This window comes from Pseudoalteromonas tetraodonis, assembly GCF_002310835.1.
Taxonomy (GTDB): domain Bacteria; phylum Pseudomonadota; class Gammaproteobacteria; order Enterobacterales; family Alteromonadaceae; genus Pseudoalteromonas; species Pseudoalteromonas tetraodonis.
Genome location: NZ_CP011041.1, coordinates 2,189,002 through 2,203,499, shown reverse-complemented (window position 1 = coordinate 2,203,499; position 14,498 = coordinate 2,189,002). Strand labels below are relative to the sequence as shown.

13 protein-coding genes are annotated in these 14,498 nt (G+C 40.9%); 7 read left to right on the top strand and 6 right to left on the bottom strand.

Annotated features, from left to right (window positions below):
- Nucleotides 1-2,589, bottom strand: a complete 2,589-nt coding sequence (leuS, locus tag PTET_RS10310; RefSeq protein WP_096038586.1) for a leucine--tRNA ligase — start codon at nt 2,587-2,589, stop codon at nt 1-3.
- Nucleotides 2,590-3,163: 574 nt separating this feature from the next.
- Here leuS and PTET_RS10305 point away from each other — a divergent pair.
- From PTET_RS10305 to PTET_RS10290, 4 genes are all read left to right on the top strand, one after another.
- Nucleotides 3,164-3,622: a zinc ribbon-containing protein gene (locus tag PTET_RS10305; RefSeq protein WP_090494284.1), complete on the top strand. Its 459-nt coding sequence runs from the start codon at nt 3,164-3,166 to the stop codon at nt 3,620-3,622.
- A 79-nt stretch (nt 3,623-3,701) separates the two neighbouring features.
- Entirely contained in the window at nt 3,702-6,128 is a 2,427-nt protein-coding gene (locus tag PTET_RS10300) for a Lon protease family protein (protein ID WP_008467997.1), read from the top strand.
- Entirely contained in the window at nt 6,125-6,601 is a 477-nt protein-coding gene (locus PTET_RS10295; RefSeq protein WP_096038585.1) for an FKBP-type peptidyl-prolyl cis-trans isomerase, read from the top strand. The genes PTET_RS10300 and PTET_RS10295 overlap by 4 nt, the downstream gene beginning before the upstream one ends.
- A 140-nt stretch (nt 6,602-6,741) precedes the next feature.
- Nucleotides 6,742-7,254, top strand: coding sequence for a hypothetical protein (locus PTET_RS10290; protein WP_096038584.1), 513 nt, complete (start codon nt 6,742-6,744; stop codon nt 7,252-7,254).
- Nucleotides 7,255-7,310: 56 nt separating this feature from the next.
- Here the strand turns inward: PTET_RS10290 and PTET_RS10285 are convergent, their stop codons facing one another.
- Nucleotides 7,311-7,835: a CIA30 family protein gene (locus tag PTET_RS10285; RefSeq protein ID WP_036953930.1), complete on the bottom strand. Its 525-nt coding sequence runs from the start codon at nt 7,833-7,835 to the stop codon at nt 7,311-7,313.
- Between the two features lie 186 nt (nt 7,836-8,021).
- Here PTET_RS10285 and PTET_RS10280 point away from each other — a divergent pair, with 186 nt between their 5' ends.
- The 3 genes from PTET_RS10280 to PTET_RS10270 are packed head-to-tail and all read left to right on the top strand — an operon-like array spanning nt 8,022 to nt 10,453.
- The gene (locus PTET_RS10280; protein WP_024601597.1) at nt 8,022-9,032 is read left to right on the top strand and encodes an RDD family protein; all 1,011 of its coding nucleotides are present in this window, start codon (nt 8,022-8,024) and stop codon (nt 9,030-9,032) included.
- Between the two features lie 25 nt (nt 9,033-9,057).
- Entirely contained in the window at nt 9,058-9,909 is an 852-nt protein-coding gene (locus PTET_RS10275) for an alpha/beta hydrolase (protein ID WP_096038583.1), read from the top strand.
- 52 nt (nt 9,910-9,961) lie between these two features.
- The gene (locus PTET_RS10270; protein ID WP_096038582.1) at nt 9,962-10,453 is read left to right on the top strand and encodes a hypothetical protein; all 492 of its coding nucleotides are present in this window, start codon (nt 9,962-9,964) and stop codon (nt 10,451-10,453) included.
- A gap of 67 nt (nt 10,454-10,520) precedes the next feature.
- On the opposite strand, the gene lnt is transcribed toward PTET_RS10270, so the two are convergent.
- From lnt to PTET_RS10250, 4 genes are read right to left on the bottom strand one after another with little or no spacing between them, the layout of a single operon-like run.
- Nucleotides 10,521-12,071 carry an apolipoprotein N-acyltransferase gene (gene lnt / locus PTET_RS10265; RefSeq protein WP_174818643.1) on the bottom strand — a complete coding sequence of 517 codons (1,551 nt, stop codon included), beginning with the start codon at nt 12,069-12,071 and terminating at the stop codon, nt 10,521-10,523.
- Complete coding sequence (corC, locus tag PTET_RS10260; RefSeq protein WP_013465334.1) at nt 12,052-12,936, bottom strand: CNNM family magnesium/cobalt transport protein CorC; 885 nt, start codon at nt 12,934-12,936, stop codon at nt 12,052-12,054. Before corC ends, lnt begins: the two co-directional genes overlap by 20 nt.
- A 22-nt stretch (nt 12,937-12,958) precedes the next feature.
- Nucleotides 12,959-13,417, bottom strand: coding sequence for an rRNA maturation RNase YbeY (gene ybeY / locus PTET_RS10255; protein ID WP_008115159.1), 459 nt, complete (start codon nt 13,415-13,417; stop codon nt 12,959-12,961).
- A gap of 4 nt (nt 13,418-13,421) precedes the next feature.
- Entirely contained in the window at nt 13,422-14,480 is a 1,059-nt protein-coding gene (locus PTET_RS10250; protein WP_096038580.1) for a PhoH family protein, read from the bottom strand.
- Nucleotides 14,481-14,498: the final 18 nt, after the last annotated feature.

The window sequence follows — 14,498 nt, the reverse complement described above, 5'->3', positions numbered from 1 at the left end:
TTAGTTAGCTACCACGTTAAGCAATTTACCTGGTACATAAATTACCTTGCGGATTGTTGCACCATCAGTAAATTTAGTGACGTTAGATTCTGCAAACGCGAGTGCTTCTACTTGCTCTTGCGTTGCATCAGCTGCAACCGTTAGTTTTGCACGTAATTTACCGTTTACTTGTATGATGATTAGTTTTTCATCTTCAACTAGGGCAGATTCGTCAACTTTTGGCCATGTTGCATCTAAAATATCACCTTCTTTACCTAGCTCTTGCCATAACTGATGCGATAAATGCGGTGTTATTGGTGCTAGCATAATAAGTAATGCTTCTAATGCCTCGTTAGCAATGGCAACATCTTGAGTGTCGTTTAATGGCGCTTTTAATAACTTATTAGACAGCTCCATGATTGCGGCAATCGCAGTGTTGAATGTTTGACGACGTTCAACATCATCGCTCACTTTTGCAATGGCTTTATGTAGCTCACGGCGAAGTACTTTTTGTGGGTTAGTAAGCGACGATTTATCAAGTGCTTGGAAGCCAACCGTTTTAACATCTACCGCGTATTTCCATACACGCTTTAAGAAGCGGTGTGCGCCTTCAACCCCTGAGTCTGACCATTCAAGTGTTTGCTCCGGTGGTGCAGTAAACATCATGAATAAACGCACGGTATCTGCACCATATTGGGCAATTACTTCTTGTGGGTCTATACCGTTGTTTTTAGACTTAGACATTTTACTCATGCCAGATGAGAATACAGGTTCACCATCTTCTTTGTGCCATGCCTTGGTTACACGGCCTTTATCGTCGGTTTCGGTATTTACATCACTTGGCGAAATCCATACATCGCCGCCTTTTTCATCTTTACGATAAAACGTTTCGGCAAGTACCATACCCTGACAAAGTAAGCGGTCAAACGGCTCATCTGAATTTACTAAACCAAAGTCACGTAATAATTTATGGAAAAAGCGCGAGTATAATAAATGTAAAATTGCGTGCTCAATACCACCAATGTATTGGTTTACTGGTAACCAGTAGTTAGCGGCTGCTGGGTCTAACATACCCTCGTCATGGCGCGGGCTACAGTAGCGAGCGTAATACCATGATGACTCCATAAAGGTATCAAAAGTATCAGTTTCATGAGTGGCAGGTACACCGTTTACAGTCGCTTTAGCCCATTCTGGATCGGCTTTAATTGGTGAGGTAACACCATTCATTACCACATCTTCTGGTAAACGCACCGGTAGCATATCTTCAGTGGCAGCAAGTTCGTTGCCGTTTTCATCACTCAGCATTGGAATTGGCGAACCCCAATAACGCTGACGGCTAACACCCCAATCGCGAAGACGGAAGTTTACTTTACGCTCACCTACACCTAATGCTTCTAGTTTGTCGGCAACAGCGTTAAAGGCGTTTTCAAAATCAAGGCCATCAAATTCACCTGAGTTTACTAATTCCCCTTTTTCGGTGAATGCTTCTTGTGCTAGGTTTACTTCAAGCTCAGAGCCTTCAACTGGCGCAATAACTTGTTTAATATCTAGGCCGTAAGCTGTTGCAAATTCAAAGTCACGTTGGTCGTGCGCAGGTACTGCCATTACCGCACCTGAGCCGTAATGCATCAATACAAAGTTTGCAACCCAAATAGGCACTTGCTCGCCCGTTAATGGATGCGTGGCGTAAAAGCCTGTTGCAATGCCTTTTTTCTCCATGGTTGCCATATCCGCTTCGGCAACTTTAGTGTTTTTACACTCTTCAACAAACATCGCGATCGCGTCGTTGTTTTTAGCTGCTTCTTGCGCGATTGGGTGGCCACCGGCAACGGCTAGGTATGTCACGCCCATAAACGTATCTGGACGAGTGGTGTATACACTAAATTTTTCGTTATTGTCGGTACGCGTAAACTCGATATCTAACCCTTCAGAGCGACCAATCCAGTTGCGCTGCATAGTTTTAACTTGCTCAGGCCAATCTTCTAGTTTGTCTAAGTCGTCTAATAGCTCTTGAGCATAGTCGGTAATTTTTATAAACCACTGTGGAATTTCTTTTTGTTCTACTACCGCACCTGAACGCCAACCACGACCATCAATTACTTGTTCGTTAGCTAATACTGTTTGATCCACAGGATCCCAGTTAACCGTTGACATTTTTTTGTACACTAGGCCTTTTTCGTAAAGCTTAGTGAAGAACCATTGTTCCCATTTATAATATTCTGGGTGGCATGTCGCAATTTCGCGATCCCAGTCGTAGCCAAACCCTAATTGCTTAAGCTGGTTACGCATGTAATCAATATTTTCGTAAGTCCACTTTGCAGGGGCTGTTTTATTTTTAATAGCCGCGTTTTCTGCAGGTAAACCAAACGCATCCCAACCCATAGGTTGCATTACGTTTTTGCCTTGCAAGCGCTGAAAGCGAGAAACCACGTCACCAATGGTGTAGTTACGCACATGACCCATATGCAGTCGACCACTTGGGTAAGGAAACATTGAGAGGCAGTAGTACTTTTCTTTGCTCTCGTCTTCTGTGACTTTAAATACTTGGTTTTCTTCCCAGTAGCGTTGGACTTTTGACTCTATGTCTTGTGGGTTATATTGCTCTTGCATTTACGTTTCCAAACTTCTTGCATACTAATAAAAAATTGTCGATAGGATACCCCAAATAAAGCGTTATTCACAGCGCCAAAGCGGCGCTTTTTACAAATTTGCCGCTAAATTAGTTTTCAGTGCAGGTTAACCTATACTTATCTATGTTAGGAGTCAGTTTTAACTTAGCGTTTGTTAATCTTTTTAGTTGAGTTTACACGCAAGTATTTGAGGTTTAAGCTAGGGTCTGTTGATCTTTGTGGATTACAATTTGTTCAAACTAGGGGCGATTTAATCGCGACGCGAGGTTTGTAACCTAGTGGGCTAAGTAAAAACCGAGCAACAAAGAGTAAATCACCCCTAGGCAGAACCCTTCGGGCAGCGCCTGTTTGGCATTGATGCTGCGTTATCGCCTATTTATGGGGAATAACCACACCACATAGGCTCTGCCTTGCCTAAATACCAAACAGACTGCTGCAAATTTAACCTTAAAAGGTCAACAGACCCTAAACAAAGCCTGTATGGTGTTGTTTTTATCAACAGCTAATAGCGCCGTATAAATATCAGTCCCCTCACAATTTTGAAGGAGTAAAAAATGGCAGATTACAGAGCATGGCTAAGCGATTTAACCGATTGGTTAAAAGATGTAAAAGAGCATGAAGTTAAAGCAGCAGTAAAGCGATTTATTGAATCCGAGCAGGCACTTAAAGATTTAGGTGAAGAAAAATATTATCTTTATCGAAATTACCTAATGCGTGACATTTCTCATCTACAAGAAAATAACAACTACTATAATTCGCTTGCATGGCAGGAGCTTAAAGAGTCATTGTGGTTTGAGCTTTCTCATATTGAAGACAAAACACAGCTTGAATGGCAGTCATTAAGTGAAGATTTTAAGCATAATGGTGTTTATCACGCAGGTGAATGGATAGCCATGGGCACATTAGTATGTAAGAATTGCAACCATAGTTACGATGTTTATCATGCAACGCAAATTATTCCGTGTACACAGTGTGATAGCATCTATTTTAGCCGCCAGGCTTTACAACCTTAAATATGAATATTGAGTGGCTTATATAGCCACTCAATACGTCCAAAATCTAGCGAATATGCTGGTAAAAAAAGAAGTTAGAATGACGAAAAAATTGCTGCCACTACCCGTATCAAATCTTGCACCGAGTATTTCATCGAGCCATGTAAACACTTGCATGAGTAATCCATACCCTGAGCAACTTACCTTTATAGGCCAACAACGTGCGCAAAGTGCATTGGACTTTTCTTTAGGAATGGACCTACCCGGTTATAATGTTTATGTAATGGGAGAGGCGGCACACGGGCGTTTTACTCTAGTAAAAGACAAATTAAAACAACACGCTAAAGAGCGCACAACACCGCATGAATGGTTATATGTTAATAACTACGATGATCACCGTGAGCCTATTGCGTTATTTATGCATGCAGGGCAAAGCAAACAATTAGCCGATGATATTGACTCATTTATTGATGAAGTGCTCGACACTTTTCCTGCTGCATTTGATAACCCAGCCTATCAGCGCAAGAAAAAATCGATAGATCGTGAATTTAACGATGCTTACGACGGCGCAATTACCGCAGTAGAAATAGCAGCACTTGAACAAAGTGTGGCACTAATTGAAGAAAAAGGCGTGGTCGGCTTTGCACCGCTGATTGATGGTAAACAACTTACCGATAATGAGTTTTCTGATCTTGAAGATGACTTACGCGAGATGTTTTTTGAGCGTATAGAAAAATTAGAAGATGCCCTCATTGAGGCGCTTATTGAGTTACCGCGCTGGAAACGCGAGTCGAAAGAAAAGCTCCGCAACCTTAAAAAGTCTACTGCTGAGCAAGCCACTAAACCGTTATTAAAAGATTTAGAACATAAATATGCCAGCCATATTGGTGTACTGCGTTATTTAAAAGATATACGTGTAGAAATTATTGATGCCGTCCTTGAATGGCTTGATGATGAAGGTGAAAGCGAAGAAAACAAAGAAGACTTTGATCGTAAAGGCATGCTTACCGACTTTTTTGCGCCTAATATTTTGGTCGAATATAAAGAAGGCGATGCGGCACCGGTTGTTTACGAGCCGAACCCCACTTTTGGTAATATTTTTGGCAAAATTGAATATGCCACATCGCAAGGGTCGTTAATTACCAGCTATCGATCAATTCAACCAGGTGCATTGCACCGCGCGAATGGCGGCTATTTAATTATGGATGCTGAAAAAGTAATGGCTCAACCCCAAGTGTGGGATGGGCTAAAGCTGTCGCTAAAAACGCATCAAATAAAAAATGACTTACCTTATCAAGACAGTGTAGTTGGCAGTAGCTTTACGCTTCGCCCGCAGTTAATACCGCTTGATGTGAAAATTATTTTACTCGGCTCACGTGAACTCTATTACACCATCGGTGAATACGACGAAGAATTTGCCGAGTTATTTAGAGTACTTGCCGATTTTGATTATTACTTACCAAGCAGCGATAAGCTGCAGTATCAGTTTATTACTAAAGTAAGCGATTACTGCGAGCAAACATTAAAGTGCACGTTAAACGAATCAGCAATGGTGCGATTGCTTAAGTTTAGTTATCGCCAAGCTGAGCACCATAATAAACTCTCAGCCCGTTTTGCTGATGTACTAGAGCTTGTGGCTGAGGCCAGTTTTTACGCTAAGCAAGATAAGCTGACGGTGATTGATGCTCGCCATATTGACGAAGCGATTGAAGGCAAACAATACCGTACGGGGCAAATTAGTGAAAATATGCTCAGCGATATAAAAGAAGGGCATACCTTAATTGCAACCGACGGGCAAGCCGTAGGTAAAGTAAATGGTTTAACAGTTCTGCACATTGGTGATACTTCGTTTGGTACACCTGCACGTATTACCGCTACCGTTTATGCGGGCGCCGATGGCGTTATTGATGTGGAACGCGAAGCAGAGCTGGGTAAGGCAATTCACTCAAAAGGGGTAATGTTGCTTACTGGTTATTTAGGTAACAAATACGCGCAGCACTTTAGCTTAACACTCAGTGCGAATATCGCCATTGAACAAAGCTATGGCTATATAGATGGTGATAGCGCCTCTCTTGCTGAACTTTGTGCGCTAATTTCGGCGATCACCAGTTTACCAATAAGCCAATCTATTGCACTAACCGGTTCTATTAATCAGCATGGTGATGTGCAGGCAATCGGTGGCGTAAATGAAAAAATAGAAGGCTTCTTTAAGCTATGTAAAATGCGTGGCTTAACGGGCGAGCAAGGCGTTATTATTCCAAAATCAAACCAAGTTAACTTAGTACTTGATGATGAAATACTGAATGCGGTTGAACTGGGTAAATTTAATATTTTCGCCGTTGAAACAGTTGACCAAGCGCTAAACTTACTAATGGACATTGACGCGGGTGACATGATTGATGAGCAGTACCCAGAAGATTCAGTGAATGGCATCGCATTAGCGCGATTAAAAGACATTGCTGATATTGTTAATGGCGATAACAGCGACGACAAAGACGACTCAGAAGATGAAAAAGGGGAGTTATGATCAATATTATTTTACTGATTGTTATCGCTATTTTTTGCGTTTTGATTTTTAAAAACAGTAAAAAAGCCAAGCAGCAAGCAATCGCTAACGCGCAAATTGAAAGTGATTACTTAATTGCTAATGCAAAGGTAGAAGGCGTTCAAGAAACTGCGTCTGGCTTGCAATATAAAATAATCCATAAAGGACAGAGCGAAAATACACCTAGCCCAACGAGTATGGTGAAAGTGCATTATCACGGCACTTTAATCGACGGCACTGTATTTGACAGCTCAGTGGAGCGTAAAACTCCGATTAGCTTTGGCTTGCACCAAGTTATAAAAGGCTGGACTGAGGGTCTGCAACTGATGAGCCCGGGCGATAAATTTCAGTTTTATATACCGCACCAGCTTGCCTATGGTGAAAAGCGGGTAGGGAGTATACCTCCTGCGTCATTGCTTATTTTTGAGGTGGAATTACTGGCTATAGAGTCGTAATTTTAAGGTAAAAAATACTTTAAGCCCTGCTTTAATCAAGTAGGGCTTTTTTATTTGCTCTTATCAGTCAATCCTACTCAAGAATTTAAAATATCAGTCGATACCTAAAATAGTGACAAATTTATTTTAGGGATAAAATAATGAAGATTTCAACCGCCTCAATTCAATATCAAGCATCTAATTATAACAATCAGCCTTTAATAGAATCAGAGCAGCAACGCATTAATGATAAATCAGAGGAAGAGCCTGACTATGTTTTATCAGAGTTTTTAGATGCTAAGGTTCAAAAATACAGCGAAGATAACTCAACATTTGCTGAGCAATATCAAAATTTAGAAAAGGCATATAAATATTTCACCCAGCAAGTGGTTGCATTGCAAGAACAAGTAAATAAGCTTAAGCAGAGTACGGTACAACGCAGTTTAACCATAGATAATAGCCAATATGGGCCAGCTGAAGACGATAGTCGCTTAACTATGGATGCTGAGCATATGGGAGCTAAAAAGTATAAAACCGAGCAACAACAAGAAGAGATAAATAGATTGGAGCTGCAACTTAGTGAGGTAAAGTCACAGCAGGCAGCAATAAAACAACAAATTATTGAGCTAGTAATCAACGAAATGAAAAGGCGAGGCGACGACTTTACTATTTAACCAAAGTCTAACTGTATTAGTTCAGGTTATTTAACCTTGTAATGTACGCAGAAAAGTTAGTTTTTAAACTCAATTTTTTCAACCTCAAGCCTAAATTCTCCCGCCTGTTTACCTGCAATCATAAACCCAAGCTGCCTTACATCTTTAAAGTTAATTGTAGGTTGTTGTTCAAGTAAGCGGCCGCGATAAGTAAGCTGAAAATCCTCAGGTAAAAACTCAATATTAAGCCACTCGCTCTTTGTGGTACTAAACGAGCGGGTATAAGCCGCACCATCCATGTACTCATTGGTTCTTAAACGTAATTGATAGGTTTGACCATCGCCCTTAACACGTAGCATAATTTTAGTGATGTCTTGGCTTTGTACATCCAATAGCGTTCGAATAGAAGCAAACCCGCCATTGTTTGCAAGCGATACATTGCCTGTAAACACTAAATTGTCGTTTTCATACAAAACCTGACTATTAGAAATGCCACCCATCACCGAATCATTCACTACATACCAGCGAGCATTGGCGTTTGCCTCGGTTGTGGCAAACAGTAAGTGAAAAACGAAAAGTGATGAGAGTTGTTTGGTTGTCATAAGCTCTTCCTCGTAGCTTTTATATTTAATACGATACGATAGATTAATTGTTCACTCTTTTAAGAATTAATCTATTACTAGCGGCTATTTTCAATGTGAACTCTCGTTATCCATTTTATTCGCTTGAGCAAAAATTAAAAAGCGCGTAATTTAATCGCGTTACCTATTTTAATAACAAGTATAATAATGAAAGCACAAGAATTAGAACAATTAGCGTTATCTAAAGCCGAAACTCGAGAAGTGATCACGCCATATGCCTTTGAGGTTGATAATGCTTTACTTGGCTTGCCTTTGGCTTCGCCGACTCGGCGCGCATTAGCTATGATTATTGATGTTGCATTAATATTCATAGCTGCAAAGCTCAGTGCAACTATTATTGCATTCGTTGCTGCGATGGCTTTTTACAAAGGAACGGCGCAGCAATACCTTCCTAAAATGTCGAGTGTGTGGCGAAGAATATTAAAAATAGTAGCAGCAAGTATTTTATTTGTAAGCGCTCTTGCTGTGCTTTCAATTGGCATAGATTACTTAGAAGGCGATGACCCTGTTCAAGGCTTAACTGTTAAAGGCTTAAAAATACAGGATGACATTCAGCTTACCTCCACAGAAAAAAAGCAGGTAAATGCCTACTTAGTGCAAACAGCCGACGAAAGCTGTGAGCAACTTTGCCAACAAAATGCGCTTGATAATTTGATAGGGCAAGTACCCAAATTAGCCGAAATGGACGACTTACAAAACCCACAACTTGCAAAAGCATTTTTACAATTATTAGTGTTTGGTGAAAATAATGAATTAAAGCTTGCGCAGTTAATAGAAGATAAGCCCGCACAAACAACCACGCACAGTATTTTGCAGTGGGGTAAAGGTATTATTCAAGATTTAGGTTTGGGTTTTGGCTGGGCGACTGTGTACTTCACACTGTTTTCTTTATTATGGCGCGGTCAAACCCCTGGTAAAAAGCTCTGTAACACCCGAGTGGTTGCATTAAGTGGTGAACCGCTGGGTTTACTTGATTGTTTTGGCCGCTACGGTGGTTACGGCGCAGGTTTTGCCACCGGCTTGTTAGGCTTTTTACAAGTGTACTGGGACCCAAACAGACAAGCTATTCAAGATAAAATATCAGCCACGGTGGTTATTAAAGGGAGTATTAACCAAGTTGTAAATGTGCAAACGGTAGAAGAGACTGTTAAAAGTTAACTTTGCTCTTATTACAAGGATGGTTATGAAAGCTTTATTAATTGTATTTATTGATCTGTATTTTATTACGGTTTCGTATGCGTCAGAAAATATTGTGTTCGCAAAAACGCATCAGCTTACGTCTGTTATTTTAGGTGAGCAACGCAGCTTTAGCGTTTATTTACCGCCAAGCTATAATGAAAACCCTAATAAAGTATATCCAGTTATTTACTTGCTCGATGGTGACCAAACACATCTAAAAGCCGTAGCTGGGCTAGTAGAGACACTTAGTACGGACCGGCTAGAGCAGCAAATACAGCAAGCAATTATAGTAGCCATTCCTAATAGTAAAAATGCGATAAGAGAGCGTGACTTTACCCCAACCAATGTTGATCGGACATTTAACGGTAAACTCCTAGAAAGATTTGAAAATATCGGCAACGCCTTAAACTACAGCGCCTTTTTTGAAAAAGAACTTATTCCACTCATTAATAAAAATTACCGGACATCAACTAAACGCGTATTAATTGGCGAGTCTTTCGGTGGCTTATTTGCCAGCTATGTATTGCTTACCAACCATGCGCTATTTACAGATTACTTAATTATTGATGCAACCTATCTGTGGGATAATAACTACCTCAATCGTTATTTTAATGATAACCAATTTATAAATAAGCAGCTTAACGGCAATGTGTATTTTACCTTTGCAAATAATGTCGAAGCGTTTGGCGAAATTGGTAAAACAAATTACCAATGGGGTTTAGCGTTTGCTAAAAAGTTAAAAGCGCACCCGAGCGATAATTTAGTTATAAATCAACGTTATTTTGAAGATGAAACCCATGGCACAGTCGCCGCACTTAGTTGGTATTATGGGATTAAAGAATTATTAAGTAACTAGAAACCTAGTTTTATAAGAATAAAAATATTTAGATTATTTTTAAGGAAAGGCTATGAACGATGACAGCTATGATTGGGTTTTAGCTCCTCATATGATTGAAACATCATATCTATATTTGAAGGCATCAGAGCTTATGTGGAGTCATTCAATTAGTATTTCGATAGCTAATGCAGCATTAGCTTTGGAGATATTACTTAAAAGCTTTAACTGCAAAGTAGTAAGCAGTGATGGATTAATAAACGAAAAATATCAATTTAACGCTAAGGTTCTTAATAAAAAAGAAAATGCACATGATTTGGTGTATCTATTTAATGCGTTACCAACTTCAATTAAGCATAAATTTTCAAGCGACCTTTCATTGATACTGATTGAAAGATATCGACATACCTTTATTGAAAGTCGCTATATTTATGAGAAAAATGCAATTACTGGGGGAACAACTGCATTAATGGACATGACAAGTCGTCTTTTAAAGAAAACAATCTCAATTTATCTTGAAAGAGGGTGTACTGATCAATGGATAAAAAATTACCCTGATGTTTAAATCTTACTAAATTATTGGGGTTGTATTTATATACTGATAGCTGACAACCGACAGCTATCAACTCCATTCACTTGCTAAACCTAACCCCAAATCCAATCATACCCAACAACACCATTACTCCCCACACAACCATATTGCCGTATTGGCTATACACGCTATCCCCTTGTATGAGCTTTATATTGGCTTTGAGAGTAGTAGCTTCAAACTGTGGCATAGTTTGGCGTGTTTGGCTTATGGGGTCATATGCACCGCTTATGCCGTTGTTGGTAACACGTACCAATGGGCGCTGTAGTTCAAGGGCGCGCATGCGGGCAATTTGCATATGCTGGTGGGGGCCGATTGAATCACCAAACCAGGCATCGTTGCTTACGGTAAATAGTAAATCAGAGTCGCTTTTGTAGTTACCCCGCACTAAATCGGCAAAGACTATTTCATAGCAAATAGCGGGCAGTAGATTAAAGCCATTCGCGCGTAAGTTATTTTGCACTCTATCACCGCGAGAGAACGACGACATAGGCAAATCAAATAACGGCGCTATGGGGCGGAGTATGTCTTCAAAAGGAACAAATTCTCCAATAGGCAATAACTGATGCTTTTGATAGCGGTTACTATCTAAGTAACGATAGTGGCCGTGTTCATCATTTTGCTCTTTGTTACCGACCACAATAAGTGTATTAAAAATGGTTCTTGTATCGCGTTGGTAATCGACAATACCCGTTACTAGCGCGGTTTTATTAAATGAGGCGGCACTGTCTAAGCCTGCTAAATATGAATCAGCGAGGGCTTCTATTTCAGGGACTGCGGCTTCAGGCCACACAATTAAATCAGCATCCCAGTGACGGCGCGTCATATCCTGATACTTACTCATGGTGGTCCAAAACTCACTGGGGTCAAAGCGCAAGTGTTGTTTTATATTACCTTGTACAAGCAGCACAGAAAGGTCTTTATTGGAGTAATGGGGTGCCTTTGTAAAATGTGCACCTACGAAAGCTAAAACAACCACAGCAGCGGTAATAGCAGGCACTTTATATTGTTTTTGGGTTAAGCAGTACAATGCAAAACCAATGGCAATACATAATAGCGTGAGTCCAAATTCACCAATAAAAGGAGCAAGGGCATTAAGTGGACTGTCGGTTTGTGTATAGCCAAAGCTTAACCAAGGAAAACCGGTTAATAGGTTGGCTCGCAAATACTCACTAATCGCAAAACAAGGTAGTAGTAGCGCTGCAAAATTTATAGAGCCGTTTGAAAAACGAGTGGTTGCCCATAGTGCCAACGCAGGAAATAATGCAAGGTAGCTGCACAGCAATACCATTAACGAAATGGAAGCGATAAGTGGCATACCACCAAAGGTGGCAATAGATACATGCACCCAGCTAATGCCTGCACCAAACCAGCCCAGACCAAATATAAAGCCATATTTAGCCGCCGTTTTAGCGTGGTTTTTTCCGGTGAGGTTTGCAGGGATACAATAAAATAATGCGGCCAAGCTAAAAAATACAATTGGCCAAATACCAAAAGGCGCGTAGCTAAAAGTCAAAACAAGGCCCGCAACCAGTGCGAGCCATGCTTTTTTATCTTTTGCTAGTAGGGTGAGGCTAGTTAGCAGTTTCTTCACTGTCGTTATCATCAGCCTTAGGAATGGTGACTTGCAGTTGTAATATACGACGGTTATCAGAATTAGTTACTTTAAACTGAAATCCGTCTATATCAATGGTTTCGCCACGACTCGGCATATGGCCAAAGGCATGTAATACGGTACCACCAATAGTATCGGCGTCTTGCGAACTATAGCCTGATTTAAAATGCTCGTTAAAGTCATCTACAGGGGTTAGTGCTTGCACAACGTAAACATGTTTAGCTAGTTGACGAATATCTTGTTGTTCTTCTTCTTCATCGTGCTCATCTTCGATTTCGCCAACAATGATCTCAAGAATATCTTCAATGGTGACCAAACCAGATACGCCGCCGTATTCATCAATCACAATCGCCATATGGTAGCGTTGCTGACGAAATTCGTTAAGCAGGGTATCAACCCGTTTACTTTCAGGCACCACCATAGCTGGACGTAAATAGTCACGTAGCGATGGTAAATGCTCATCTTTGTTTAAAATGAGAGGTAATAAGTCTTTTGCGAGTAAAATCCCTTCTACATGGTCTTTATCTTCACACACAACCGGAAAACGAGAGTGGGTAGAGTCAACCATCATAGGTATATGCTCTTCAAGCGGGCTATCAATTTCCAAAGTGACCATTTGTGAGCGCGGTATCATAATATCTCGCACTTTAAGCTCAGACACACCAAGCACACCTTCAATCATTTCTTTGGTTTCAGGATCGATTACATCCCGCTCTTGGGCATCGGCAATCACCTCAACCAGCTCTTCTCTATTCTGGGGTTCCCCTTGCAACATGTGGGTTATACGGCCCAGCCAAGTCCTGCCAGAAGAACCCTGGCTAGATTGCGAGTTATCGTCGCTCATTACGTCTAATTGCTCCGTTTATTTAAATATCGTCCCGGTATGGGTCTGCTATGTTTAGTTCAGCAAGTAATTGCTTTTCTATACTTTCCATCTCTAACGCATCTTCACTCTTTATATGGTCAAATCCAAGTAAATGCAAGCATCCATGAATAACCATATGGGCAAAGTGGTCATGAAATGACTTTTCTTGCTCTTGCGCCTCAGCCAAAACGATGGCTGGACAAATAATTAAGTCACCCACAAGTGGGATATCAATACCCGGTGGCGCTTCAAATTCAAACGATAATACGTTGGTAGGCTTATTTTTACCACGGTAGTCATTATTGAGCTGTTGCGACTGTGCTTCATCGCTAATGACAATGGTCAGCTCAGACTCATCGCGGTATTGGCTAAGTACTTTATCGGCCCACATTGCAAACTGCTCAAGGCTGGGTAAGTTGTCAAACTCACACGCTATTTGTAAATCAAGTTCTGTTTTCACGGTATTACTCTTTAGTCGCAGGTTGCTCATGAGCGGCAAGCGCTTCTTTGGCTTGTTGTTTTTCTAATCGCTTAAGGCGCTCACGTTCGTCGTTGCGCTCATAGGCTTCAACAATACGCGCTACCACAGGGTGGCGTACTACATCATGCGATTTGAAAAAGTTAAAGCTAATTTCATCAACGCCATCTAACACTTCAATAGCATGACGAAGACCAGAGCGCGCGCCACGAGGTAAATCAACTTGGGTTATGTCGCCGGTGATCACCGCTTTAGAATTAAAGCCAATACGGGTTAAGAACATTTTCATTTGCTCTGTAGTGGTATTTTGACTTTCATCTAAAATAATAAACGCATCATTAAGTGTGCGTCCGCGCATATAAGCCAGTGGAGCAATTTCGATGATATTTTTTTCAATCAGCTTTTCAACACGCTCAAAGCCAAGCATTTCAAATAAGGCATCGTAAAGTGGGCGTAAGTAAGGGTCTATTTTTTGGCTTAAATCACCGGGTAAAAAGCCAAGTTTTTCACCCGCTTCAACCGCAGGGCGAGTGAGCAATATACGACGTATTTCTTGGCGCTCTAGTGCATCAACTGCCGCCGCAACGGCAAGATAGGTTTTACCTGTACCCGCAGGGCCAATACCAAAGGTAATGTCGTGGTGCAAAATATTAGCAACATACAAGCCTTGGTTATCGTTACGCGGTTTAATAACGCCACGACGGGTTTTAATCATCATTTCTTTGCCGTAGGCGCTACTTGAGGTATCTTGCTCAAGCGCTTTAGACTCAGTGATGGCTAAATGGACATTGTCAGGCTCAATTTCGCCAATTTCCCCACGTACAGGCTGAGTATCAATATAAAGGTTTTTTAAGATCTCTACCGCGCCGGCGCTACTGTGTAGTTTACCGGTTACTTTAAAAAAGTTATCACGATGAGTAATTTCAACACCTAGACGGCGTTCAATTTGTTTGATGTTTTCGTCAAACGGGCCACATAATGAAGAAAGGCGTTTGTTGTCGGCAGGTTCTAAATAAATCTCTAATGTTTTTAACTGATTACTCAAAATTACTTCCTATTACAG

Coding starts and splice junctions, on each gene's coding strand:
- leuS (WP_096038586.1), bottom strand. CDS start 2,589: ATGCAAGAGCAATATAACCCACAAGACATAGAGTCAAAAGTCCAACGC.
- PTET_RS10305 (WP_090494284.1), top strand. CDS start 3,164: ATGGCAGATTACAGAGCATGGCTAAGCGATTTAACCGATTGGTTAAAA.
- PTET_RS10300 (WP_008467997.1), top strand. CDS start 3,702: ATGACGAAAAAATTGCTGCCACTACCCGTATCAAATCTTGCACCGAGT.
- PTET_RS10295 (WP_096038585.1), top strand. CDS start 6,125: ATGATCAATATTATTTTACTGATTGTTATCGCTATTTTTTGCGTTTTG.
- PTET_RS10290 (WP_096038584.1), top strand. CDS start 6,742: ATGAAGATTTCAACCGCCTCAATTCAATATCAAGCATCTAATTATAAC.
- PTET_RS10285 (WP_036953930.1), bottom strand. CDS start 7,835: ATGACAACCAAACAACTCTCATCACTTTTCGTTTTTCACTTACTGTTT.
- PTET_RS10280 (WP_024601597.1), top strand. CDS start 8,022: ATGAAAGCACAAGAATTAGAACAATTAGCGTTATCTAAAGCCGAAACT.
- PTET_RS10275 (WP_096038583.1), top strand. CDS start 9,058: ATGAAAGCTTTATTAATTGTATTTATTGATCTGTATTTTATTACGGTT.
- PTET_RS10270 (WP_096038582.1), top strand. CDS start 9,962: ATGAACGATGACAGCTATGATTGGGTTTTAGCTCCTCATATGATTGAA.
- corC (WP_013465334.1), bottom strand. CDS start 12,936: ATGAGCGACGATAACTCGCAATCTAGCCAGGGTTCTTCTGGCAGGACT.